General features: G+C 68.6%; 17 protein-coding genes and 1 pseudogene. 10 read left to right on the top strand and 8 right to left on the bottom strand.

What is annotated here, in order from left to right; genetic code table 11:
* Positions 1–201: pseudogene (locus R1101_RS29375) on the bottom strand (glucose-6-phosphate isomerase); the annotation flags it as partial.
* Positions 202–303: 102 nt separating this feature from the next.
* Here R1101_RS29375 and R1101_RS0103890 point away from each other — a divergent pair.
* The gene (locus R1101_RS0103890; RefSeq protein ID WP_016932180.1) at positions 304–1,755 is read left to right on the top strand and encodes an NAD-dependent succinate-semialdehyde dehydrogenase; all 1,452 of its coding nucleotides are present in this window, start codon (positions 304–306) and stop codon (positions 1,753–1,755) included.
* An 85-nt stretch (positions 1,756–1,840) separates the two neighbouring features.
* Here R1101_RS0103890 and R1101_RS0103885 read toward each other — a convergent pair whose 3' ends face one another.
* On the bottom strand, positions 1,841–2,152 hold the full coding sequence (locus R1101_RS0103885; protein WP_016932179.1) for a chorismate mutase: 312 nt from the start codon (positions 2,150–2,152) through the stop codon (positions 1,841–1,843).
* A gap of 234 nt (positions 2,153–2,386) precedes the next feature.
* Here R1101_RS0103885 and pcrA point away from each other — a divergent pair, with 234 nt between their 5' ends.
* The gene (gene pcrA / locus R1101_RS0103880; RefSeq protein WP_016932178.1) at positions 2,387–4,765 is read left to right on the top strand and encodes a DNA helicase PcrA; all 2,379 of its coding nucleotides are present in this window, start codon (positions 2,387–2,389) and stop codon (positions 4,763–4,765) included.
* A 49-nt stretch (positions 4,766–4,814) separates the two neighbouring features.
* On the opposite strand, the gene R1101_RS0103875 is transcribed toward pcrA, so the two are convergent.
* Positions 4,815–5,786, bottom strand: coding sequence for a M23 family metallopeptidase (locus R1101_RS0103875; RefSeq protein ID WP_016932177.1), 972 nt, complete (start codon positions 5,784–5,786; stop codon positions 4,815–4,817).
* Between the two features lie 448 nt (positions 5,787–6,234).
* On the opposite strand from R1101_RS0103875, the gene sucC reads away from it, so the two are divergent.
* Both sucC and sucD read left to right on the top strand, forming a co-directional pair.
* On the top strand, positions 6,235–7,404 hold the full coding sequence (sucC, locus tag R1101_RS0103870) for an ADP-forming succinate--CoA ligase subunit beta (protein WP_016932176.1): 1,170 nt from the start codon (positions 6,235–6,237) through the stop codon (positions 7,402–7,404).
* A gap of 16 nt (positions 7,405–7,420) precedes the next feature.
* Positions 7,421–8,323 (top strand): succinate--CoA ligase subunit alpha, encoded by a 903-nt coding sequence (sucD, locus tag R1101_RS0103865; protein ID WP_016932175.1) that lies wholly within the window; start codon positions 7,421–7,423, stop codon positions 8,321–8,323.
* 62 nt (positions 8,324–8,385) lie between these two features.
* Here sucD and R1101_RS0103860 read toward each other — a convergent pair whose 3' ends face one another.
* Positions 8,386–9,009, bottom strand: a complete 624-nt coding sequence (locus R1101_RS0103860; RefSeq protein WP_016932174.1) for an IMPACT family protein — start codon at positions 9,007–9,009, stop codon at positions 8,386–8,388.
* An 83-nt stretch (positions 9,010–9,092) separates the two neighbouring features.
* On the opposite strand from R1101_RS0103860, the gene R1101_RS0103855 reads away from it, so the two are divergent.
* From R1101_RS0103855 to purH, 4 genes are read left to right on the top strand one after another with little or no spacing between them, the layout of a single operon-like run.
* On the top strand, positions 9,093–10,142 hold the full coding sequence (locus R1101_RS0103855) for a DUF5336 domain-containing protein (protein WP_016932173.1): 1,050 nt from the start codon (positions 9,093–9,095) through the stop codon (positions 10,140–10,142).
* A gap of 49 nt (positions 10,143–10,191) precedes the next feature.
* Complete coding sequence (locus tag R1101_RS0103850) at positions 10,192–11,820, top strand: cell division protein PerM (protein WP_016932172.1); 1,629 nt, start codon at positions 10,192–10,194, stop codon at positions 11,818–11,820.
* A gap of 55 nt (positions 11,821–11,875) precedes the next feature.
* A complete protein-coding gene (purN, locus tag R1101_RS0103845; protein WP_026002847.1) occupies positions 11,876–12,523 on the top strand; it encodes a phosphoribosylglycinamide formyltransferase in 648 nt (215 codons plus the stop codon).
* Positions 12,510–14,072 (top strand): bifunctional phosphoribosylaminoimidazolecarboxamide formyltransferase/IMP cyclohydrolase, encoded by a 1,563-nt coding sequence (purH, locus tag R1101_RS0103840; RefSeq protein ID WP_026002846.1) that lies wholly within the window; start codon positions 12,510–12,512, stop codon positions 14,070–14,072. The genes purN and purH overlap by 14 nt, the downstream gene beginning before the upstream one ends.
* Positions 14,073–14,112: 40 nt before the next feature.
* On the opposite strand, the gene R1101_RS0103835 is transcribed toward purH, so the two are convergent.
* From R1101_RS0103835 to R1101_RS25785, 3 genes are all read right to left on the bottom strand, one after another.
* Entirely contained in the window at positions 14,113–14,355 is a 243-nt protein-coding gene (locus tag R1101_RS0103835) for a hypothetical protein (protein WP_016932169.1), read from the bottom strand.
* Between the two features lie 308 nt (positions 14,356–14,663).
* Complete coding sequence (locus tag R1101_RS0103830; protein WP_016932168.1) at positions 14,664–15,629, bottom strand: alpha/beta hydrolase; 966 nt, start codon at positions 15,627–15,629, stop codon at positions 14,664–14,666.
* A 12-nt stretch (positions 15,630–15,641) separates the two neighbouring features.
* Positions 15,642–16,271, bottom strand: a complete 630-nt coding sequence (locus R1101_RS25785) for a DUF4126 domain-containing protein (protein ID WP_016932167.1) — start codon at positions 16,269–16,271, stop codon at positions 15,642–15,644.
* A 73-nt stretch (positions 16,272–16,344) separates the two neighbouring features.
* Between R1101_RS25785 and R1101_RS0103820 the strand changes: the two genes are divergently transcribed.
* Both R1101_RS0103820 and R1101_RS0103815 read left to right on the top strand, forming a co-directional pair.
* The gene (locus R1101_RS0103820) at positions 16,345–17,733 is read left to right on the top strand and encodes a sigma 54-interacting transcriptional regulator (RefSeq protein ID WP_016932166.1); all 1,389 of its coding nucleotides are present in this window, start codon (positions 16,345–16,347) and stop codon (positions 17,731–17,733) included.
* On the top strand, positions 17,730–19,667 hold the full coding sequence (locus R1101_RS0103815) for a vWA domain-containing protein (protein ID WP_016932165.1): 1,938 nt from the start codon (positions 17,730–17,732) through the stop codon (positions 19,665–19,667). The genes R1101_RS0103820 and R1101_RS0103815 overlap by 4 nt, the downstream gene beginning before the upstream one ends.
* On the opposite strand, the gene R1101_RS0103810 is transcribed toward R1101_RS0103815, so the two are convergent.
* Entirely contained in the window at positions 19,664–20,845 is a 1,182-nt protein-coding gene (locus R1101_RS0103810; RefSeq protein WP_016932164.1) for an MFS transporter, read from the bottom strand. The two genes, R1101_RS0103815 and R1101_RS0103810, sit on opposite strands and share 4 nt — an antisense overlap.
* Between the last annotated feature and the right edge of the window lie 145 nt (positions 20,846–20,990).

Here is a 20,990-nt window from a genome sequence, read left to right as displayed (position 1 = left end):
GGCGAGTTCGAGCAGGGTGTGCAGCACCGGGGTGTCGAGGCGTTGTTTGCTGAAGTCGACCACCAGATCCCCGGCAGGGATCGTCAGCGCCGAGACCCGGTCGGGTTCGGTGGTGAACAACTGCCGCAGTGACACCGATTCGAGCCGGTCGCGATGGTTTTCCAGAGCTTTCCACGGTGCCGTTGCGGTTACATCGCTCATGTCGTCGACAGTAGTGCGCCCCGAGGGGGTGTGCCCGGTGTGTGAAGGCGGGGATCCCGAGGTTCCCGGCAGCGAGCGGCTGTGGCGCGCATGATGGGGCATATGGATGCTGCAGAACTGATTCGGTCCGTCCCCACCGACCTGTTCCTCGGCGGTGAATGGGTTGCGGCCGAGAACGGAGCCACTTTCGGAGTCCACGATCCCGCGACCGGCGAAGAACTCGCGCGTGTCGCCGACGCCGGGCCCGGTGATGCCGTGCGGGCCCTCGACGCGGCCGTCGCGGCCGGTCCGGCGTGGGCCGCGACCCCACCGCGCGAACGCGCCGAACTACTGCGGGCGGTCTGGCAGAAGATCACCGACCGCGCCGACGACTTCGCGCTGCTCATGACCCTCGAAATGGGTAAGGCACTGCCGGAGAGCCGGTCCGAGGTGACCTACGGGGCCGAGTTCCTGCGGTGGTTCTCCGAGGAGGCCGTCCGCATCTCCGGTCGCTACACACCCGCCCCGGCCGGCACCGGGCGTGTCCTCGTGACCAAACAACCCGTCGGCCCCTGCCTGGCCATCACGCCGTGGAACTTCCCGCTCGCGATGGGCACCCGCAAGATCGGCCCCGCCCTCGCCGCGGGCTGCACGATCATCGTCAAACCCGCCTCCGAGACACCACTCACCATCCAGCTGCTCGCACAACTCTTCGACGAGGCAGGACTGCCCGCCGGCGTCCTGTCGGTGCTGCCGTCCTCGCATGCGAGTGAGGTCACCGGTCCGCTCCTCGAGGATCCCCGGTTGCGCAAGCTCACCTTCACCGGCTCCACCGAGGTGGGGCGCACGCTCGCCGAGAAGGCCGGTCGATCACTGCTGCGCACGTCGCTCGAACTGGGTGGCAACGCGCCGTTCGTCGTCTTCGAGGACGCCGATCTCGACGCGGCCGTCGAGGGTGCGGTGGCAGCCAAGCTGCGCAACGGGGGAGAGGCCTGCACGGCCGCGAACCGTTTCCACGTCCACAATTCGGTGCGCGAGCAGTTCGTCGCGAAGCTCACCGAGCGCATGGCGTCGTACAAGCTCGGGCCGGGAACGGAGCCCGACGCGACGCTGGGCCCGCTCGTCAACGAGAAGCAGAAGAAGACCGTGATCGAACTCGTGCAGGACGCGGTATCGGCGGGCGCCTCGGTGCGACTGGGCGGTGAGGCCGCGGACGGTCCGGGATGGTTCTATCCCGCCACCGTGCTCGACGACGTGCCGCACGAGGCACGCATCCTGAAGGAAGAGGTGTTCGGACCGGTCGCGGCCGTCACCGGCTTCGACACGGAGGAGGAAGCGCTCGCGGCTGCGAACGACACCAGGTACGGGCTCGCCGCCTACATCTTCACGCGCGATCTCGACCGGGCCCTGCGCGTGTCGCATGCGCTCGAAACCGGCATCGTGGGTGTGAACCGCGGTGTCGTCTCGGACGTCGCGGCACCGTTCGGCGGGATCAAGGATTCCGGGCTGGGACGCGAGGGCGGCACCGAAGGCATCGAGGAATTTCTCGAGACCAAGTACATCGCCCTGCAATGAGAGCGGTGGGGAATCAGTGACCGGGACGGCCCCGCCGTCAGTGACCGGGACGGCCCCGCCGTCAGTGACCGGGACGGCCCCGCCGTCAGTGACCCAGACGGCCACGCCCGAGGCGGAGCAGCAGCATCGCCAGGGTGTGGCCTTCCTGGCCCAGTTCGCTGAACCGCTCGAGGACCTTCATCTCGCGGCTGTGCACAAGACGGGTACCGCCGGATGCCATCCGGGTACGCCCGATCATGCGGGAGACCTCGGTGCGCCGCTTGACCGCAGCCAGGATCTCGGCGTCGAGGCGATCGATCTCCTTGCGGAGCTCCTCGATCTCGGCTTCGGTGGGCACTCCGGCGTCGTCGGCTTCTGCCGGCTCGCCGGAAAGGGAAGAATCGATGTGCGTGCTCATGTCGTCTCCTCGCATCTGCTCTGAAGGATCGCCCGTCTGGGAGCGGCTGTTACCGGTATCGGGTCGGGCCGGCCGTCGGGAATCGACAGCGACAACCGGAACTCGATCCGAGCCTGCAAAGGACAGAAGACATGGCCCCCAGTTTGCCACTCACCCTGTCGGCCCTGCCACTCGCCCTGATCGACGGTGCGGTCCGGATCCGTTGTCCGGGCGGTCCGGTAGTTTGGTGAAACGATGAACACTCCCGTCGCGCTCGCACACTCCCGCCCCGGATCCGATGCTCTTCTCGAAGGGCTCAATCCGCAGCAGCGGGAAGCGGTCACGCACGAGGGAGCCCCGCTGCTCATCGTCGCGGGTGCCGGCTCCGGCAAGACGGCCGTGCTCACGCGACGCATCGCCTATCTGCTGGCCGAGCGCGACGTCGCCCCCGGTCAGGTGCTCGCCATCACGTTCACCAACAAGGCTGCCGCCGAGATGCGCGAGCGGGTGGCGGCCCTGGTGGGGCCGCGCGCGAACGCGATGTGGGTCTCGACCTTCCACTCCAGCTGTGTCCGGATCCTCCGCGCCCAGGCCGCTCTGCTCACGGGCATGAATTCGAATTTCACGATCTACGACGCCGACGACTCCCGTCGTCTGCTCACGATGATCGCGAAGGATCTCGAGCTCGACAGCAAGAAGTACTCCGCGCGGCTGCTGTCCACGCAGATCTCGAACCTGAAGAACGAGCTGATCGGGCCCGACGAGGCCGCGCACGAGGCGGAGACCGATTCGGCGACCACCGAACTCACCCGCGTCGTCGCGCGGGTCTACGCGCATTACCAGCAGCGCCTGCGCACGGCGAACGCCTTCGACTTCGACGACCTCATCGGCGAGACGGTGGCGCTGCTGCAGGCACATCCGCAGGTCGCCGAGTACTACCGGCGCCGGTTCCGTCACGTGCTCGTCGACGAGTACCAGGACACCAACCACGCGCAGTACGTGCTGGTGCGCACCCTCGTGGGCGATCCGGAGGAGGAATCCGCCGTTCCCCCGAGCGAATTGTGCGTGGTGGGCGACGCCGACCAGTCGATCTACGCCTTCCGCGGCGCCACGATCCGCAATATCGAGGAGTTCGAGCGCGACTATCCGCAGGCCCGCACGATCCTGCTCGAACAGAACTACCGCTCCACCCAGAACATCCTGTCGGCGGCGAATTCCGTGATCTCCAAGAACACGGGTCGCCGCGAGAAGCGGTTGTGGACCGATTCGGGCGAGGGTGAACTCATCACCGGTTACGTCGCCGACAACGAGCACGACGAGGCGCGGTTCGTCGCAGCCGAGATCGACCGGCTCGTCGACGGCGGCGACACCACCTATTCCGACATCGCGGTGTTCTACCGCACCAACAATGCCTCCCGTGCGTTCGAGGACGTCTTCATCCGGCACGGGGTGCCCTACAAGGTCGTCGGCGGTGTGCGGTTCTACGAGCGCAAGGAGGTGCGCGACATCGTCGCGTACCTGAAGGTGCTCGACAATCCGGACGACACGGTGAGCCTGCGGCGCATTCTCAACACCCCTCGTCGCGGTATCGGTGATCGTGCCGAGGCGTGTGTGGCGGTCCACGCCGAGCGCCTCGGTGTGAGTTTCGGGCAGGCACTCACCGACGCCGCTGCCGGCAAGGTCGCGCTGCTGAACACGCGGGCGCAGAAGGCGATCGCCGGATTCGTCGAGATGATGGACGGCCTGCGGGCGATGCTGGTCGCGAGCGACGCCGACGGCAACGACATGGTCGACATCGGCGATGTGGTCGATGCGATCCTCGAACGCACCGGATACAGCGCCGAGTTGTCGGCGAGCGACGATCCCCAGGACGGCGCCCGTCTCGACAACCTTCACGAACTTGTCAGCGTGGCAAGGGAATTCAGTGCCGACGTTCGCAACGCGGCCGGGATCGTCGACGACGAAAGCGAGGAGGGCGATCCCGAACCGGGATCACTCGCAGCGTTCCTCGAGAAGGTCTCGCTCGTCGCCGACGCCGACCAGATCCCCGAGAACGAGGCCGGCGTCGTCACGCTGATGACGCTGCACACCGCGAAGGGTCTCGAGTTCCCGGTCGTCTTCGTCACCGGCTGGGAGGACGGCCAGTTCCCGCACATGCGTGCCCTCGGAGATCCGGCCGAGCTGTCCGAGGAACGACGTCTCGCGTATGTGGGTCTCACCCGGGCCAGACGTCGTCTCTACCTCTCGCGGGCCGTATTGCGCTCGTCCTGGGGGCAGCCGCTCACCAATCCGGAATCCCGTTTCCTGCAGGAGATTCCGCAGCATCTCATCGACTGGCGACGCCTCGAGTCCACACCCGCGCGCGGGCAGGCGATCGGTTCGGGCACGGGTTCACGCTTCGGTGCGGTCGAGGGGCGAGGTTCGTCGGGCACCCCGAGTTTCGGTGCGGCGCGCGGACGCAACAACCACTTGGTGCTCGACGTCGGCGATCGCGTCAGTCACGACAAGTACGGTCTGGGAACGGTTCTCGAAACCCGCGGGTCGGGGCCCACGGGCACCGTCGTGATCGATTTCGGTAGTGCCGGCAAGGTGCGGCTGATGCTGGTCGGCGGTGTGCCGATGGTGAAGCTCTAGGGCTCTCCGGCCTTGCTTTTCGGCCGTCTGCTCCCGCTGCGGTCGGCAATCAGTCGCGGTCGGGGCCGAGCGAGATGCCGCGTGTGGCGAGCCACGGAAGCGGGTCGATCTTGTCGACGCCGTTGAGGTGCACCTCGAAGTGCAGGTGCGGGCCGGTGGAGAAGCCGCGATTGCCCATGGTGGCGATCTGGTCGCCGGCCATGACCCGCTGACCCACGCTGACGAGCGACTGGTCGATGTGCCCGTACACGGTGACGGTGCCGTCGGCGTGGAGGAGCCGGATCCACATGCCGAATCCGGAGGCCGGACCGGAATCGATGACCTCCCCGTCGGCGACCGCGAGGATCGGGGTGCCGATGGGGCCGGCGATGTCGATGCCGGCGTGGAGCGTGCCCCAGCGGGCACCGAAGTGCGAGGTGAACGAACCCACGGCGGGAAGCACGAACAGCGGGCGGCGGGCGGCGGCCTCGCGCGCAGCGCGTTCCTCGCTGAACCGCTGACCCTTGGCCAGGAGATTCGAGAACTGCGACAGATCGTTCGGATCGGCGATGTTGAGCACCTGCGGAGCCTGCGACGGCTCGGCGTCGGCGCTCGGTGCGAACTGCGCGGCCTGGGGCACGGCGGTGGCGGTGATGACCGACGAATCTGCTTCACCGGCGGCGAGAGCGACCTCGGAGTGTCCCGTGCTCTGCCCCGGACCGCCGTTGGCTGCGGCCTGGCCGGCTGCCACAACGGCACCGGCAGCGACCGCGAAGACGGCGGCGCGGCCTTTGAGGGCGGTGGGGGGAGTGGGAAGTCGATGGGCTCCACCGCGGGAAGCGGGAGCGGTGACGTCGCTGTTCTCGGAGTGATCACGCGAGAAGCGGTCGGCGTGGCCGTGGGAATCGGAGTAGTAGGTCGCCTCGGGACCGGGGCCGGTGTTCCGGAAATCCAGCGTGGCGGCTTCCCAGGGATTCCAGTCGTCGGGGGCCGATTCGGGACGGCGGGTTCGGCTGCCGGCACTCGGACTGCCAGAGCGCATGCCATCCTCCGTTCGTGACCTCATCGTTACTTCGACCAGGCGACGGTAACGAAGCGATCGCGGGGGTGGCAAGCCGTAGTTCGTCCAGCAGACGTTATGTGAGTGGCATCACAGTTCAAACCAGGGCAAATTGGGACATGGGCCAGCCGAGCGGGGCTCAAACACTGTTCTGCGACATGTCACGAGTTCGTTGTGCGCCCGGCAGGCGGGATCCGGTGCCGATGGGGAAGTGGCCACCTGTCATTCTGAACCGAGTGCTCCACTCGATCGTGGCGTCGGCCACGTTTCGGGAGGGGAACTGCGAAGTCGTTCCCGGAACCGACGCGCGCGTGACCTGTACCACATGGGACTGCCGCGCGTGATCCGCGGCCCGGCCGAGAAACTAGAGTCCGAAACGACCCGCTCGATACCCCGGAGCGGGCGTGAACGCAGACGAGACGGTGAGCAGATGGATCTCTTCGAATATCAGGCGAAGGAACTCTTCGCCAAGCATGACGTGCCGACGTCGGCCGGCCGTGTTACCGACACTGTCGCCGGTGCCCGCGAGATCGCGGAGGAAATCGGCAAGCCGGTGATGGTCAAGGCCCAGGTCAAGGTCGGCGGCCGCGGCAAGGCCGGTGGCGTGAAGTACGCCGCCACCGCAGACGACGCGCAGACCCACGCCGAGAACATCCTCGGCCTCGACATCAAGGGTCACATCGTCAAGAAGCTCCTGGTCGCCGAGGCCAGCGACATCGCGGAGGAGTACTACATCTCCTTCCTGCTCGACCGCACCAACCGCACCTACCTGGCCATGTGCTCGGTCGAGGGCGGCATGGAGATCGAAGAGGTCGCCGCCACCAAGCCGGAGCGCCTCGCCAAGGTGCCCGTCGACGCCGTCAAGGGTGTCGACCTGGCCTTCGCGCGCGAGATCGCCGAGAAGGGCCACCTGCCCGCCGAGGTGCTCGACGCCGCAGCCGTGACCATCCAGAAGCTGTGGGAGGTCTTCGTCAAGGAAGACGCTCTCCTCGTGGAGGTCAACCCCCTCGTCCGCACCCCGGACGACCAGATCCTCGCCCTCGACGGCAAGGTCACCCTCGACGCCAACGCCGACTTCCGTCAGCCCGGCCACGCCGAGTTCGAGGACAAGGACGCCACCGATCCCCTCGAGCTCAAGGCCAAGGAGAACGACCTCAACTACGTCAAGCTCGACGGCGAGGTCGGCATCATCGGTAACGGCGCCGGTCTGGTCATGTCGACCCTCGACGTCGTCGCCTACGCAGGCGAGAAGCACGGCGGCGTCAAGCCCGCCAACTTCCTCGACATCGGCGGCGGCGCGTCCGCAGCCGTCATGGCTGCCGGTCTCGACGTGATCCTGAACGACGCTCAGGTCAAGAGCGTGTTCGTCAACGTCTTCGGTGGCATCACCGCGTGCGACGCGGTCGCGAACGGCATCGTCAAGGCCCTCGAGATCCTCGGCGACGAGGCCAACAAGCCGCTGGTCGTCCGCCTCGACGGCAACAACGTCGACGAGGGTCGCCGCATCCTCGACGAGGCCAACCACCCGCTGGTCACCGTCGTCGCCACCATGGACGAGGCTGCCGACAAGGCGGCCGAACTCGCCTTCGCAGCGAAGTAAAGGGACACACAGAACAATGGCAATCTTCCTTACCAAGGATTCCAAGGTCATCGTCCAGGGCATCACCGGCGGCGAGGGCACCAAGCACACCGCGCTCATGCTCAAGGCCGGCACCCAGGTCGTCGGCGGCGTGAACGCCCGCAAGGCCGGCACCACGGTCTCGCACACCGACAAGGACGGCAACCCGGTCGAGCTCCCCGTCTTCGGCTCCGTCGCCGAGGCCATCAAGGAGACCGGCGCCGACGTCTCGATCGCGTTCGTCCCCCCGGCCTTCTCGAAGGACGCCATCGTCGAGGCCATCGACGCGGAGATCCCGCTGCTCGTGGTCATCACCGAGGGCATCCCCGTGCAGGACTCCGCGTACGCGTGGGCCTACAACGTCGAGAAGGGCAACAAGACCCGCATCATCGGCCCCAACTGCCCCGGCATCATCACCCCGGGTGAGGCGCTCGTCGGCATCACCCCGGCGAACATCGCCGGCAAGGGCCCGGTCGGTCTCGTGTCCAAGTCGGGAACCCTGACCTACCAGATGATGTACGAGCTGCGCGAGTACGGCTTCTCCACCGCCATCGGCATCGGCGGCGACCCGGTCATCGGCACCACCCACATCGACGCCATCGAGGCGTTCGAGAAGGACCCGGAGACCAAGGTCATCGTCATGATCGGCGAGATCGGCGGCGACGCCGAGGAGCGCGCGGCCGATTACATCAAGGCCAACGTGACCAAGCCGGTCGTCGGCTACGTCGCGGGCTTCACCGCCCCCGAGGGCAAGACCATGGGCCACGCCGGCGCCATCGTCTCGGGCTCCTCGGGAACCGCTCAGGCCAAGAAGGACGCTCTCGAGGCGGCAGGCGTGAAGGTCGGCAAGACGCCGTCCGAGACCGCTGCGCTCGCTCGCGAGATCCTGCAGTCGCTGTAAGCAGCTTCGCCGTCCGTGCGCGTTTCCGGTAGCTGTTGCTACCGGAAACGCGCACGGGCGTTTCAGGCGTCGATCCAGTCGACACCCGCGGGTTCGAGTTCGGCCGCACCGGACGTCAGCGATGCCACCCAGCCCTCCAGTTCACCGCGCTCGCGCCCCGCGACAGTGAGGACCACCCTGTCCGCATAGGCGACGTCGAGCACCGCGACCCCCCGTCCCCGCAGTTCCGCCTCCACGCGACCCGCCTCGGCGTGATCGATCGCGAGGGTGAACTTCTCCTGCTGCCGGCGCTCGACGAGGGAAGTCTCGTCCAGCGCCGCGGTGACCGCGCCCGAGTACGCGCGCACCAGACCGCCGGCGCCGAGCTTGATCCCACCGAACCACCGGGTCACCACCACCGCGACGTTCACGAGATCCCGGTGATGGAGGACCTGCAGCATCGGTATTCCGGCGGTGCCGCCCGGTTCGCCGTCGTCGCTCGACCGCTCCGCGCGCATCGACCGGTCGTCGCCCACCACGAACGCCCAGCAGTGGTGTCGGGCATCGGGATACAGTCGGCGTTGTTCGTCGACGAAGGCGAGCGCGGCGTCGGCCGTGTCGACACGGCGAACCGCGGCAAGAAAGCGCGAGTGCTTGACCTCCGTCTCGACCACGACATCGGGACCCGGGGCGAGAGTGTGCGGCATGGGCCCCATTCTCTCGGGTAGTCCCTAGGCTGGTAACTGCAGGACGAGCAACCGACACACACCGACCGACGGCAGGAGAATCGATGACATTCCCCGCAGGCGCATCCGCCCAGAGCAAGGTGGTGCCGTTGCTGCTGCCACTCGCAGTGGCCGTGCTCGGTGCCGTGAACTTCCTGCTCGGCCTCACCCCGTTCGTGAACATCACCTTCGGCTCCCAGGTGGCGCTCACCTCCTTCGATTTCGGCTTCGCCGTCGTGCCCCTGGCCTTCCTGCTCTTCGGTGGTGTGAGCGCCGCACTGTCGCTGTTGCCCGGCCAGGATCTGCGTGCCGTGGCCGTCGCGGCCTCGGGCGTCGGTTTCGTCACGTCGCTGTTCCAGCTGTTCCACCTACCCGAGGACACCGGAATCGCGTGGGGTGGTGTGACGATCCTCGTTCTCGGTTTCCTGCAGTTCGCACTGGCGCTCGTGGCGTTGCTGTTCGGTCTCGGCATCCTCGTGTCGGGGCGGTCGGGTGGCCGCGGCTCGTTCGGATCGCAGCAGGCCGCCGGGCAGTACCCGGGATCGGGTGGTGCTCCGGGATCCGCTCAGCAGCAGGGCTTCGGTGCGCCCCAGGGATACGGACCCCAGGGCTACGGACAGCCGCAGGGTTACGGCTCCCAGCAGCCGGGAGTCGCCGGGGGGCAGTCCCAGTTCGAGGCGCCTCATCCGGGGCATCAGGCGTATCCAGGGCAACAGGGGTCGTCGGGGGAGTACTCCGGTGCCCAGCAGTACGGCGGGTCGCAGCAGTATCCGGGGTCGCAGCAGTACGGCGGAGGGCAGCAGTTCCCGGGTGGCCAGCAGTACGGCGGGGGAGCGCAGTATCCCGGTGCCCAGCAGTACGGCGCTCAGCCCTATTCGGGCGCGCAGCAGTACGCCGGTGGACAGCAGTACACGGCCGCGCAGCCGACACAGCAGTACCCCGTGCAGGAGTCGCCCGCGACGCCGGAATCGACCGATCGCACCGACGCCCCGGCCGACCGGACCGAGTCCGGGACCCACACCACGGGCACGGACCATCGCGAGGAGACCGGCACCTCCGCGACCGGCGACCAGGACGCCACGCAGGCCTTCCGCGCCCCGGACGACCAGCGGTGAGCGGCGCGCCTGACACCACGATCGCCGCGACGGTGACACTCTCGACCCGATGACTTCGACGCTCGGCCGGTCGACCCGGCACGTTCCACCCGACGACGACCACCTGGACCCGGAGCGGTTCCGCATCCTGCTCGGTACCGCGGCCCGTGTTCCGGCGGTGACGCTCGCCGTCGTGGCCACGATCGTGGTGACGACGATGGTCGTCGCCAACAGCGACCTCACCGGTATCTACGCCGCGATCGCCGGAACGTGGCTCGCGCTGCACCAGGTGACGCTCACGATCGACGGCACGTCCCTCGGCGTGCTGCCGCTGCTGCCCACGGCGATCCTGCTCTGGCAGGCCGCACGCGGATGCGCATCGGCGGCCGACGCGATCGTCGAGAACAGCGGCTACGCCCTCGACCGGCAGGACGTCTCCCGCATCACCGTCGCAACCCTCGCGGGCCCGCTCCTGGTGACCGCCGCGTCGCTGATCGTGCTCCAGGACGCGGCGAGCGTGCTGCCGGTGACGCCACCGAACGCCGCAGCCGCCCTGGCATGGGTCACCGGCATCTACCTCCTCGCGGCGCTCATCGGTATCGGGTCCCGAGTGTGGAAGCCGGTGGTGCGGTACTACTCGGCGCCCGACTGGCTCGTGCTGGCGTTCCGTCCGGCGCTGCGGGTGCTGCTCGGGATGTTCGCGGCCGGTGGAGTCGCGGTCGTGGCAGGGCTCCTGTGGTCGTGGAACGTCGTCGGCGAACTGCTGGCACGCGGTGACCACTGGACCGGCGTGCTGGGTCTGACGGTGATGTCGATCCTGTATCTGCCCAACGTCGTCATCGGAGCCGCCGCCGTTCTCGCCGGCAGCACCGTGCACTTCGGCGACATCCACCTGAGCCTGTTCGAGGCGACGGGTGGTGACCTCCCGGCCCTGCCGGTGCTCGCGGCGGTCCCTTCCGGCCCGGCCGCGGCGTTCTGGCCGGTGCTGCTGGCCGTTCCGGCGACGATCGGTGCGCTGCTCGGCCGCTTCGCCGCCCAGCGGACCCTGCAGGCGAAAGCCGACGGTGTTCCGGTCGGCAGCGCCGACGCGGCATGGACGGTACTCGCCGCCGCAGCGGGAGCCGGACTCGTCACGGCGCTGGCGACCTGGGTCGCGGGTGGCTCGCTCGGAGTCTTCGGCGTGGTCGGTGCCAACTGGTGGCTCGCCGGAATCCTCGTCTTCGCGTGGTCGGGGCTGCTCGGCATCATCACGGCCCAGCTGCTGATGTGGCGCGAAGGGCGGCTGGCCGCGGCCGCGCTGCGGGCCGACGCCGCGGTCGACGAGGAGACCGCGGAGAGCACAGCGGACGTAGCGGATGGGGACGACACGGACGACGCGGACGCGGACGACGCGGCGGACGCGGATGACGTCGACGCAGAGCTTCAGTCGTCCGAAGCCGACACTCCTGCACTCGAGGCTCCTGCGACCGAGGCTCCTGCCGCCGAGGACACGGCGGCCGACGAGGACGGCGACACTGCCGAGGACAGTGCATCCGAGGCGGACGACGAGCCGGTCTCGGAGAGCGACACCGGCCCGGACTCGGACGGTGCCGCCGATACGGATTCGGAGGGCGTCATCGACGCCGAGGTCGTCGAGATCGTCGAGGAGGACGAGCCCGACGAGGAGGTCGCGAACAAGGCCGACAAGGGCGCCGACTAGGCTCTCCTACGGCCGGTCGATCGGCCGACCCACCTCGACTTCACAGGAGTGGACCCTGACTGCCTCGCGTGACCAGCTGCCGCCCACCGCGCCGGCGCGGCTCGTCGTCCTCGCCTCGGGTACGGGCAGCCTGCTGCGTTCGTTGCTCGAGGCCACTCGGACAGACGGATATCCCGCAACAGTCGTCGCCGTGGGTGTCGATCGCGAGTGCCCCGCGGAAGGGCACGCGGCCGACGAGGAGATCCGGTCGTTCCGCGTCGCACTGCGCGACTTCGAGGACCGTGCCGCATGGGACCGAGCGCTGACCGACGCGGTCGCCGCCCACGAACCCGATCTCGTGGTGTCCGCGGGCTTCATGAAGATCCTGGGCCCGGTGTTCCTGGACCGGTTCGCCGGTCGCATCATCAACACGCATCCCGCGCTGCTGCCGTCGTTCCCCGGCGCGCACGCCGTCGCCGACGCCTTGGCCTACGGCGTCAAAGTCACCGGTTCGACGGTGCACCTCGTCGACGGAGGCATCGACACCGGGCCCATTCTCGCGCAGGAAGCGGTGCAGGTGCTCGACGATGACGACGAGGACACCCTGCACGAGCGCATCAAGGTTGTGGAGCGACGGTTGCTTGCCGAGGTGGTCGCCGCCGTCGCCACCCGTGGAGTTGTTTCCGATGGACGAAAGGCCGTGATCCCCGGTGACCGAACGTAAGACTGTGCGCCGCGCGCTGGTCAGCGTGTACGACAAGAGCGGGCTGGTGGAGCTGGCGACAGGGCTCCACGCGGCAGGAGTCGAGCTGGTCTCGACCGGCTCCACGGCAAAGACCATCGCCGACGCAGGCGTGCCGGTGACGAAGGTCGAGGAACTGACCGGTTTCCCCGAGTGCCTCGAAGGCCGGGTGAAGACCCTGCACCCGCGCGTGCATGCCGGCATCCTCGCCGACACCCGCAAGCAGGACCACCTCGACCAGATCGCCGATCTCGGCATCGAGGCGTTCGAGCTCGTCGTCGTGAACCTCTACCCGTTCACCCAGACGGTCGCCTCGGGTGCGAGCCCCGACGAGTGCGTCGAGCAGATCGACATCGGCGGCCCGTCGATGGTCCGTGCCGCGGCGAAGAACCATCCGTCCGTCGCGGTGGTCGTCGACCCGGCTGCCTACGGTGACGTGCTCGCCGCCGTCGAGGGCGGCGGTTTCACCCTCGAGGAGCGCAAGCGCCTTGCCGCGCAGGCCTTCCAGCACACCGCCGCCTACGACGTGGCGGTGGCGAGCTGGATGAACAGCGGCTACGCGACTCCCGAGAACGACGAGTCGCAGTTCCCGGCGTGGACCGGCGCGACCTGGATCCGCGCGAATGTCCTTCGCTACGGCGAGAATCCGCACCAGGCTGCGGCGCTGTACGTGAACGAGGCCGGCGAGCCGGGGCTCGCGCAGGCCGAGCAGTTCCACGGCAAGGAAATGTCCTACAACAACTATCAGGACGCCGACGCCGCCTGGCGCGCCGCGCACGACCACAGCGAGCCGTGCGTCGCGATCATCAAGCACGCCAACCCGTGTGGCATCGCGATCGCCGACGACATCGCCACCGCGCACCGCAACGCGCACGAGTGCGATCCGGTCTCGGCCTTCGGCGGCGTCATCGCCGCGAACCGTGAGGTGAGCGTCGAGATGGCCGAGCAGGTCGCCGAGATCTTCACCGAGGTGATCATCGCCCCGTCGTACGCCGACGGTGCCGTCGACGTGCTCTCCCGCAAGAAGAACATCCGCATCCTGCGCGCCGATTCGCCGCAGTCGGCACCGGTCGAGATCCGTCAGATCTCCGGTGGTCTGCTCCTGCAGGAACGCGACGTGCTCACCGCGGACGGCGACTCCACTGCGAACTGGCAGCTCGCGTGCGGTGAGGCCGCGGACGAGGCCACGCTGCGCGACCTCGAATTCGCTTGGCGCGCATGTCGTGCCGTGAAGTCCAACGCGATCCTGCTGGCCTCGGGCGGCGCGACCGTCGGTGTCGGTATGGGTCAGGTCAACCGTGTCGACTCGGCGCGTCTCGCCGTGACCCGCGCGGGTGAGCGGGTCGCCGGGTCGGTGGCCGCGTCGGATGCCTTCTTCCCGTTCGCCGACGGCCTGCAGGTGCTCACCGAGGCCGGCGTGAAGGCGATCGTGCAGCCGGGCGGCTCGGTGCGCGACAACGAGGTCATCGAGGCTGCTCGCGAGGCGGGCGTGACCCTGTACCTCACGGGCGCGCGGCACTTCGCGCACTAGTTTCGAACACACCACGCGCGGCACCCGCGCGCACCGTCGCTCAGGCGGCGTGCGCGTGGGTGCCGTTGTCGTGTGCGGTGGGTTCGACGGTGCGCTTGCCGCGGCCGTCGGAGATGACGAGCTTGGCCGCGCCACGGTCGAGCAGCTCACGGATGAGATCCGCCGATGCGGCGCCGCTCTCGGTGCCGCCGACCCGGCTCAGGTCGATGGTGATGGCGTGACCGGTGAGGTCGTCGGGCAGTTCGGTCGACACGGTGCCGCCGGATTCGATTCGCAGTTTCATGGTGTTTCTCCTGTCGAGGTGATCTTGTACGGGTCGCGGTCGGGATGAAGAGCCGGGGATAAAGAAAGGGCACCCGGGGCCATGTGCCCCGAGTGCCCGAGAACGAGTCGTCGTCCGACTTCTATTCTCGGGATCGCTCCGCCGCGAAGTGGAAGAAAAGGTGCGAGAACGGTACGGAACACCCGGCTACGTACATCTGCTTGTATCGCATCGGACCGTACCTTTCTCGTGTGAACCAGTGGGTTAACGGAAGACCATACACGAACAACGCGGAATGGACATTTGTTATTTCGCGTCGTCGCCGATGATCAGTCCTCGAGCTTGTCGAGCCACGCCTCGAAGCCCGAGGTGAACTCCTCCGAATAGGGCAGATCCGCGATGTAGTCGGCGCCCGTGGACTCCTGGTCGCCGATGTCCTTGAGTGCGTGGTTGGTGTGCGTCATCCGCAGCGACGTCAGGCGGGTGTGCACGAGGGCCGCGTCGAGGGCGTCGACGTCCTCGACGCGCACCTGGATGTCCTTCGTGGAGACGCTGGTCAGTACCGGCAGGTCGCCGGCGACCTGCGCGGCGAGCATCCGCGGGTCGAGCGAGTCCTCTTCGGCGAGCGCCTTCGCGTTCGTCGGCACGAGACCGGCGTTGCGCAGCGGCTCGGGCAGGGCGTCGCTGAGCGTTCCGTCGGCGCGCAGCGACTCGACCGCCCCCGTCAGCGCGACCCGCAGTTCGTCGGCGATCTGAATCGGTAGCTGGCCGGCGGCGACCACGGCGTCGAGCTGCGCGTCGATCTGCGCGGTCAGCAGGTCGAGCAAGCGCACGGCGAGTGGTTCGAGCAGGCCCAGGCCGGCGATGGTGTCGTTGTCCTGTGCGAGCGACAGCGCGATGAGCGCGCCTTCGCTGTGCCCGACGACGTAGAGACGCTGCGCGTCGACTCCGCGCTGGGAGCCGAGAAAAGCGAGTGCGTCGGAGGCGGCGTCGATGAACGTCGAGAAGCCGAGATCGGCGACGTCCTCCACGCTGTACGGGCCGAGGCCGGTCGTGCCGCTGCCGAGCTTGTCGTATCGCAGGCTCGCGAAACCGTGGCGTTCGAGCACGTCGGCGAGGTGGCGCAGCGTGCCGATCGATCCCGGGAGCAGCGCGCTGTCGCCGTTACGGTCGGTGGGGCCGCTGCCTGCGAGCAGCAGGACGCCGGGCACCGGACCTCTCATGGAGACGGGTACCCGCACACTGCCGTGCAGGGTGACGTCGCCGCTGGAAAAGGTGATCTCGGTGTCCGACATGTCATGTGTCTATCAGAAACCGCCGGGTCGACCCGTATCGAGGGCGCCCGGGTGTGCCGTCGGCTTCGTGCGTGTCGCACGGGCCCGGCGCACCCGGCGGTAACCCCGTACACCGAGCCATCCGAACAGGGCCAGGAGCGGGACGACGAGCAGGGGAGCGAGCAGCGAGATCAGCGACGTGACGAACGAGGTGACGCTCTCCACGATCGACAGCACCGGATTGCCGAAACCCGCTGTGGTCGCGGTGCTCGCGACCCGCGTACCCGTCTGCGCCGTGCTCACCGCCAGGGCGGTCGGGGCGCCGATGACGATGCCGGCGAGCGCCGCCGTCGCGGGATCGAGGCTCGCGAAGGCCGCCCACGCCGCGAGTGCACCCGCGATCGGCCGAGTGACCGTGCCGACGGCGGACAGGGCGTTGTCCACGAGCGGTACGAGATCGGCGACGACCTCCACGACGGTGGCGATCGCCAGGGCGACGAGCGCCGAGGTGGACCCGAGCCACTGCATGGATTCGTTGAGGACGACACCGAAGAGCTCGAAGTGCACCGCGGCGGACAGGAGCAGCAGTGGCAGGAAGGTACGCAGCCCGGTGGCGGCGGCGAGTCCCAGCCCGAGCAGGGCCGCCAGGATCCAGGTGTCCATGCGGCGAGTGTAGGTGGCCGGGCCATGGGGATCACGGATGCCGAAACGACGGTTCGGTCGTACCTTGGGTGAGGTGACGTCACCCACACCGCGCCCCTCCACGGTCGGCGAGCTCCGCGCCTCCGGCCACGTGCAACGATCCGTCAAGGACGAGATCCGGCACAACCTGCTCGCCGCGCTGCGCGACGGTACCGATCCGTGGCCCGGCATCCTCGGTTTCGAGGACACCGTCGTCCCGCAGCTCGAACGCGCCCTCATCGCCGGTCACGACGTGGTCCTGCTCGGCGAACGCGGTCAGGGCAAGACCCGCCTGCTACGCACCCTGCCGCTGCTGCTCGACGAATGGACCCCGGTCGTCGCCGGTTCGGAGCTCGGCGAGCATCCCTACGAGCCCATCACCCCGGCGTCGATCCGCCGGGCCGCCGAACTCGGCGACGACCTGCCCGTCGCGTGGCGGCACCGCAGCGAGCGGTACGCCGAGAAGCTCGCGACCCCCGACACCTCGGTCGCCGACCTCGTCGGCGACGTCGACCCCGTGAAGGTCGCCGAGGGCCGCAGCCTCGGTGATCCCGAGACGATCCACTTCGGTCTCGTGCCCCGCACGCACCGCGGCATCGTCGCCGTCAACGAACTGCCCGACCTGGCCGAACGCATCCAGGTGTCGCTGCTCAACGTCATGGAGGAACGCGACATCCAGGTCCGCGGTTACACGTTGCGCCTGCCCCTCGACGTGTTGCTCGTGGCGAGTGCGAACCCCGAGGACTACACGAATCGCGGCCGCATCATCACTCCGCTCAAGGACCGCTTCGGAGCGGAGATCCGCACGCACTATCCGACGCGACTCGAGGACGAGATCGCCGTCATCGAGCAGGAGGCGCACCTGCAGGCCCGCGTCCCCGACTATCTGCTCGAGATCCTGGCACGGTTCACCCGGCTGCTGCGCGAATCGACGTCCGTCGACCAGCGGTCGGGTGTCTCTGCACGGTTCGCCGTCGCCGGCGCCGAGACCGTCTCGGCTGCGGCCCTGCATCGCGGTGCGGTCCTCGGCGAGGACGATCCGGTCGCGCGTCCCGTCGACCTCGGCACCGTCGTGGAGGTGCTCCGAGGCAAGGTCGAGTTCGAATCCGGCGAGGAAGGAAGGGAATTCGAGATCCTCGATCATCTCCTCCGGCGCGCGACGGCCGAAACGGCCCGTTCGCGACTCGCGGGCGTCGATCTCGGGCCGCTGGTCGCCGCCGTCGAACAGGGCGAGCCGGTGGTCACCGGTGAGCGGATCACCGCGAAGGTGCTGCTCGACGAACTCCCCGAACTGCCTGTGCTCGATGCCGTCGCCGAACGGCTCGGCGCCACCGACACCGGAAGTCGCGCTGCAGCAGTGGAACTCGCCCTCGAAGGGTTGTATCTGGCGCGACGGATCGCCAAGGACACCGGCGACGACGGCTCGGCGGTGTACTCCCGATGAGCAGGTCCGCCCGCTACGGTCCGTATGCCGGGGGCGATCCGCTCGCCCCGCCGGTGGACCTGCGCGACGCACTCGCCGCGATCGGCGACGACGTCATGGCGGGCGCGTCACCGAAGCGCGCCCTGCGGGAGTTGCTGCGCCGCGGTCACGAGGGTATGCGTGGCCTCGACAAGCTTGCCGCGCAGGCGAATCGGCGCCGACGGCAGCTGCTCGACCGCACCAACCTCGACGGCACCCTCCAGGAGGTGCGCGAGCTTCTCGATCGCGCCGTGCTCGAGGAACGCAAAGAACTGGCCCGGGCCCTCGACGACGACGCGCGGTTCGCCGAGATGCGGATCGAGGAACTGCCGCCGTCGACGGCGCAGGCGGTGCAGGAACTCACCGACTACGACTGGCGCAGCGCGCAGGCCCGGCAGGACTACGAGAAGATCCGCGACCTGCTCGGGCGGGAGATGCTCGACCAGCGGTTCGCCGGGATGAAGCAGGCACTCGAAGGTGCCACCGAAGCCGACCGGCAGCGCATCACCGACATGCTGAACGACCTCAACGACCTGCTCGACAAGCATGCGCGCGGCGAGGACACCGACGAGGACTTCGAGCAATTCATGGCCGAGCACGGGGAGTTCTTCCCCGAGAATCCGCAGAACGTGGAGGAACTGCTCGATTCCCTCGCGCAGCGCGCGGCGGCGGCGCAGCGGTTGCGCAACTCGCTCACCCCCGAACAGCGCGACGAACTCGACGCTCTCGCACAGCAGGCCTTCGGGTCCCCGTCGCTGACGAACCAGCTCGACCGTCTCGACGGTCACCTGCGTGCCGCACGCCCCGGGGAGGACTGGACGGGTTCGGAACGGGTGCGCGGCGAACAGGGCATGGGTCTCGGCGAGGCCACCGCGGCTCTACAGGAATTGTCCGAACTCGACCAGCTCGCCGAGCAGCTGTCGCAGCAGTACGCCGGGGCGTCGCTCGACGACATCGACCTCGACGCGCTCGCCCGTCACCTCGGACCGGAGGCCGTGGCCGATGCACGCACCCTCGCCGAACTCGAGAAGGAACTGCAGCGGCAGGGCTTCTTCGACCGGGGTGCCGACGGGCAGTGGCGCCTGTCACCCAAGGCGATGCGCAGTCTCGGCGAGGCGGCGCTGCGCGACGTCGTCGACCGCATCTCGTCGCGTACCGGGCAACGCGAGTCGCGCCGGGCGGGTGTGCTCGGTGAACCGACGGGCGCGTCGAAGGTGTGGGAGTTCGGCGACACCGAACCATGGGACGTCGTACGCACCCTCACCAACGCCACCCTGCGCAGTCCCGGGCTGCCGGTGCGGATGTCGGTGCAGGACGTCGAGGTGATCGAGACCGAACAGCGGACGCAGGCGGCGGTCGCGCTGCTCGTCGACACATCGTTCTCGATGGTCATGGACGGTCGCTGGGTGCCGATGAAACGCACCGCGCTGGCGCTGAACCATCTGGTGTCCACCCGATTCCGCGGGGATGCGTTGCAGCTCATCGCGTTCGGCCGTCACGCTCGCGTGGTGTCGGCGTCCGAACTGGCCGGACTCGACGGGGTGTACGAGCAGGGCACCAATCTGCACCATGCCCTGATGCTCGCGGGTCGTCATCTGCGTCGTCATCCCCACGCGCAGCCGGTGGTCTTCGTCGTCACCGACGGTGAACCCACCGCCCATCTCGAAGCGGACGGCTTCGCGGCCTTCGACTACCCACCGAGTTCGCGCACCCTCGGGTTGACGGTGCGCGAACTCGACCACGTCGCGCGGCTCGGTGCCCAGGTGACGATCTTCCGGCTCGGCAGCGACCCCGGACTCGCACGCGTCGTCGACGTGCTGGCCCGGCGCGTCGGGGGGCGTGTGGTCGCGCCCGACGTCGACGGGCTCGGGGCGGCGGTCGTCGCCGACTACGTCCGCGCCCGCCGAAGGTCCTAGTCGTTCGAGGTACGCGCGAACGTCCACGTGGTGGTCGCGGCGACGGACAACAGTATCGCGGTCACCCAGAACACCGACGCGACGCCGGCGATCCCGGCGACGGCCCCGGCGGCAAGAGGCACCGCGACCTGCCCGAGACGATTACCCGTCAACCGCACCGCCAGCGCCGACGCGCGGTCGGACGGTGCGACGAGTCCGACCACCCACGTCATCGTGAGCGGCTGGCCGACACCCCAGAACATTCCGCACACGGCGAGCAGCGCGCCGATGACCCACGGATTCGGCACGAGCGGTATCAGCGCGACCGGCACGACGGTGCCCGCGGTCGCGGAGACGAGGAGCCACGTGCGCGGAATGTGCCGCAGCGCCCACGGCAACAGGGCGCGCGCGAGGATGGAGGCCACGGTGCGGGCGGTGAGCAGGATCGTCACCAGGAGCACACCGAACCCGAACTGCTCACCGAGCAGCGGGAGATAGGCGACGACGAGGTCGACGGACGCGAGGACCACCAGGCTCGACAGCATCGCCGGCTTCATGCCCTTCGTCGCGAGCATCGACAGGATCGACTGGGGTGCGCCGTCCTCCGCGGTGCGTCCCGATCCGGGTGGTTCGCGCAGACCCAGTACCAACGGCAGAGCGAGCAGCGAGACCACCGTCATCACCAGCAACGCACCCGTGGTCTCGACGGATCCGCTCCCGTCGCCGGAGGTCGCGGCGATCGCGCCGGCCACCGGCACACCGACGGCCTGCCCGACCGACACGCCCAATGTGATGCCGGCGAATCCGCGATCCAGTTCGCCCGGCGGCGACAGGATCGACACGAACGCCTGCCCGGACACCGTGACGAGCAGTTGTCCGAGTCCGAGCACGATATTGCCGAGGGCCAGCACGATCAGTCCCGAACTGAGAGCGATCGACCCGGCGCCGACCGTCGTGACGACGATGCCCGAACGGAGAACGGCGGTCGCGTGGCCACGATCCACGGCGCGTCCCATCAGTACCGCCGCCACCAGGGGGACGAGCGCGTAGAGGGCGGTGACGGCACCGATGGTCGCGGCGTCACCACCCAGCGCGAGGATCCGGTAGGAGACCAGCACACGGATCGACTGGAACGCCGCGTGCAGCAGAGCGGTGGACAGGCACAGGTACAGCAGCCAGTGACGCGGAGGAAGCGGCATGCGTCAGGCGTCGGCCGTCACGACCCGGTCGCCGAGCGGCGACCGCAAGGGGACGTCGAGGGTGCCGACGACGGCGACCATGACGCACATGCGGTCCTGCATCTCCGGCAGGGTGCCGCCGAGCAGCGTCACCGTCACCGTGTCG

The sequence above is a fragment of the Rhodococcus sp. R1101 genome (assembly GCF_000278445.1).
GTDB classification, from domain to species: Bacteria; Actinomycetota; Actinomycetes; order Mycobacteriales; family Mycobacteriaceae; genus Rhodococcus; species Rhodococcus gordoniae.
This window is presented reverse-complemented; position numbering and strand designations above follow the sequence as displayed.

Excerpts from the sequence above, each read along its gene's own strand:
- R1101_RS0103890 (WP_016932180.1), top strand. The coding sequence starts at position 304 with ATGGATGCTGCAGAACTGATTCGGTCCGTCCCCACCGACCTGTTCCTC.
- R1101_RS0103885 (WP_016932179.1), bottom strand. The coding sequence starts at position 2,152 with ATGAGCACGCACATCGATTCTTCCCTTTCCGGCGAGCCGGCAGAAGCC.
- pcrA (WP_016932178.1), top strand. The coding sequence starts at position 2,387 with ATGAACACTCCCGTCGCGCTCGCACACTCCCGCCCCGGATCCGATGCT.
- R1101_RS0103875 (WP_016932177.1), bottom strand. The coding sequence starts at position 5,786 with ATGCGCTCTGGCAGTCCGAGTGCCGGCAGCCGAACCCGCCGTCCCGAA.
- sucC (WP_016932176.1), top strand. The coding sequence starts at position 6,235 with ATGGATCTCTTCGAATATCAGGCGAAGGAACTCTTCGCCAAGCATGAC.
- sucD (WP_016932175.1), top strand. The coding sequence starts at position 7,421 with ATGGCAATCTTCCTTACCAAGGATTCCAAGGTCATCGTCCAGGGCATC.
- R1101_RS0103860 (WP_016932174.1), bottom strand. The coding sequence starts at position 9,009 with ATGCCGCACACTCTCGCCCCGGGTCCCGATGTCGTGGTCGAGACGGAG.
- R1101_RS0103855 (WP_016932173.1), top strand. The coding sequence starts at position 9,093 with ATGACATTCCCCGCAGGCGCATCCGCCCAGAGCAAGGTGGTGCCGTTG.
- R1101_RS0103850 (WP_016932172.1), top strand. The coding sequence starts at position 10,192 with ATGACTTCGACGCTCGGCCGGTCGACCCGGCACGTTCCACCCGACGAC.
- R1101_RS0103835 (WP_016932169.1), bottom strand. The coding sequence starts at position 14,355 with ATGAAACTGCGAATCGAATCCGGCGGCACCGTGTCGACCGAACTGCCC.
- R1101_RS0103830 (WP_016932168.1), bottom strand. The coding sequence starts at position 15,629 with ATGTCGGACACCGAGATCACCTTTTCCAGCGGCGACGTCACCCTGCAC.
- R1101_RS25785 (WP_016932167.1), bottom strand. The coding sequence starts at position 16,271 with ATGGACACCTGGATCCTGGCGGCCCTGCTCGGGCTGGGACTCGCCGCC.
- R1101_RS0103815 (WP_016932165.1), top strand. The coding sequence starts at position 17,730 with ATGAGCAGGTCCGCCCGCTACGGTCCGTATGCCGGGGGCGATCCGCTC.
- R1101_RS0103810 (WP_016932164.1), bottom strand. The coding sequence starts at position 20,845 with ATGCCGCTTCCTCCGCGTCACTGGCTGCTGTACCTGTGCCTGTCCACC.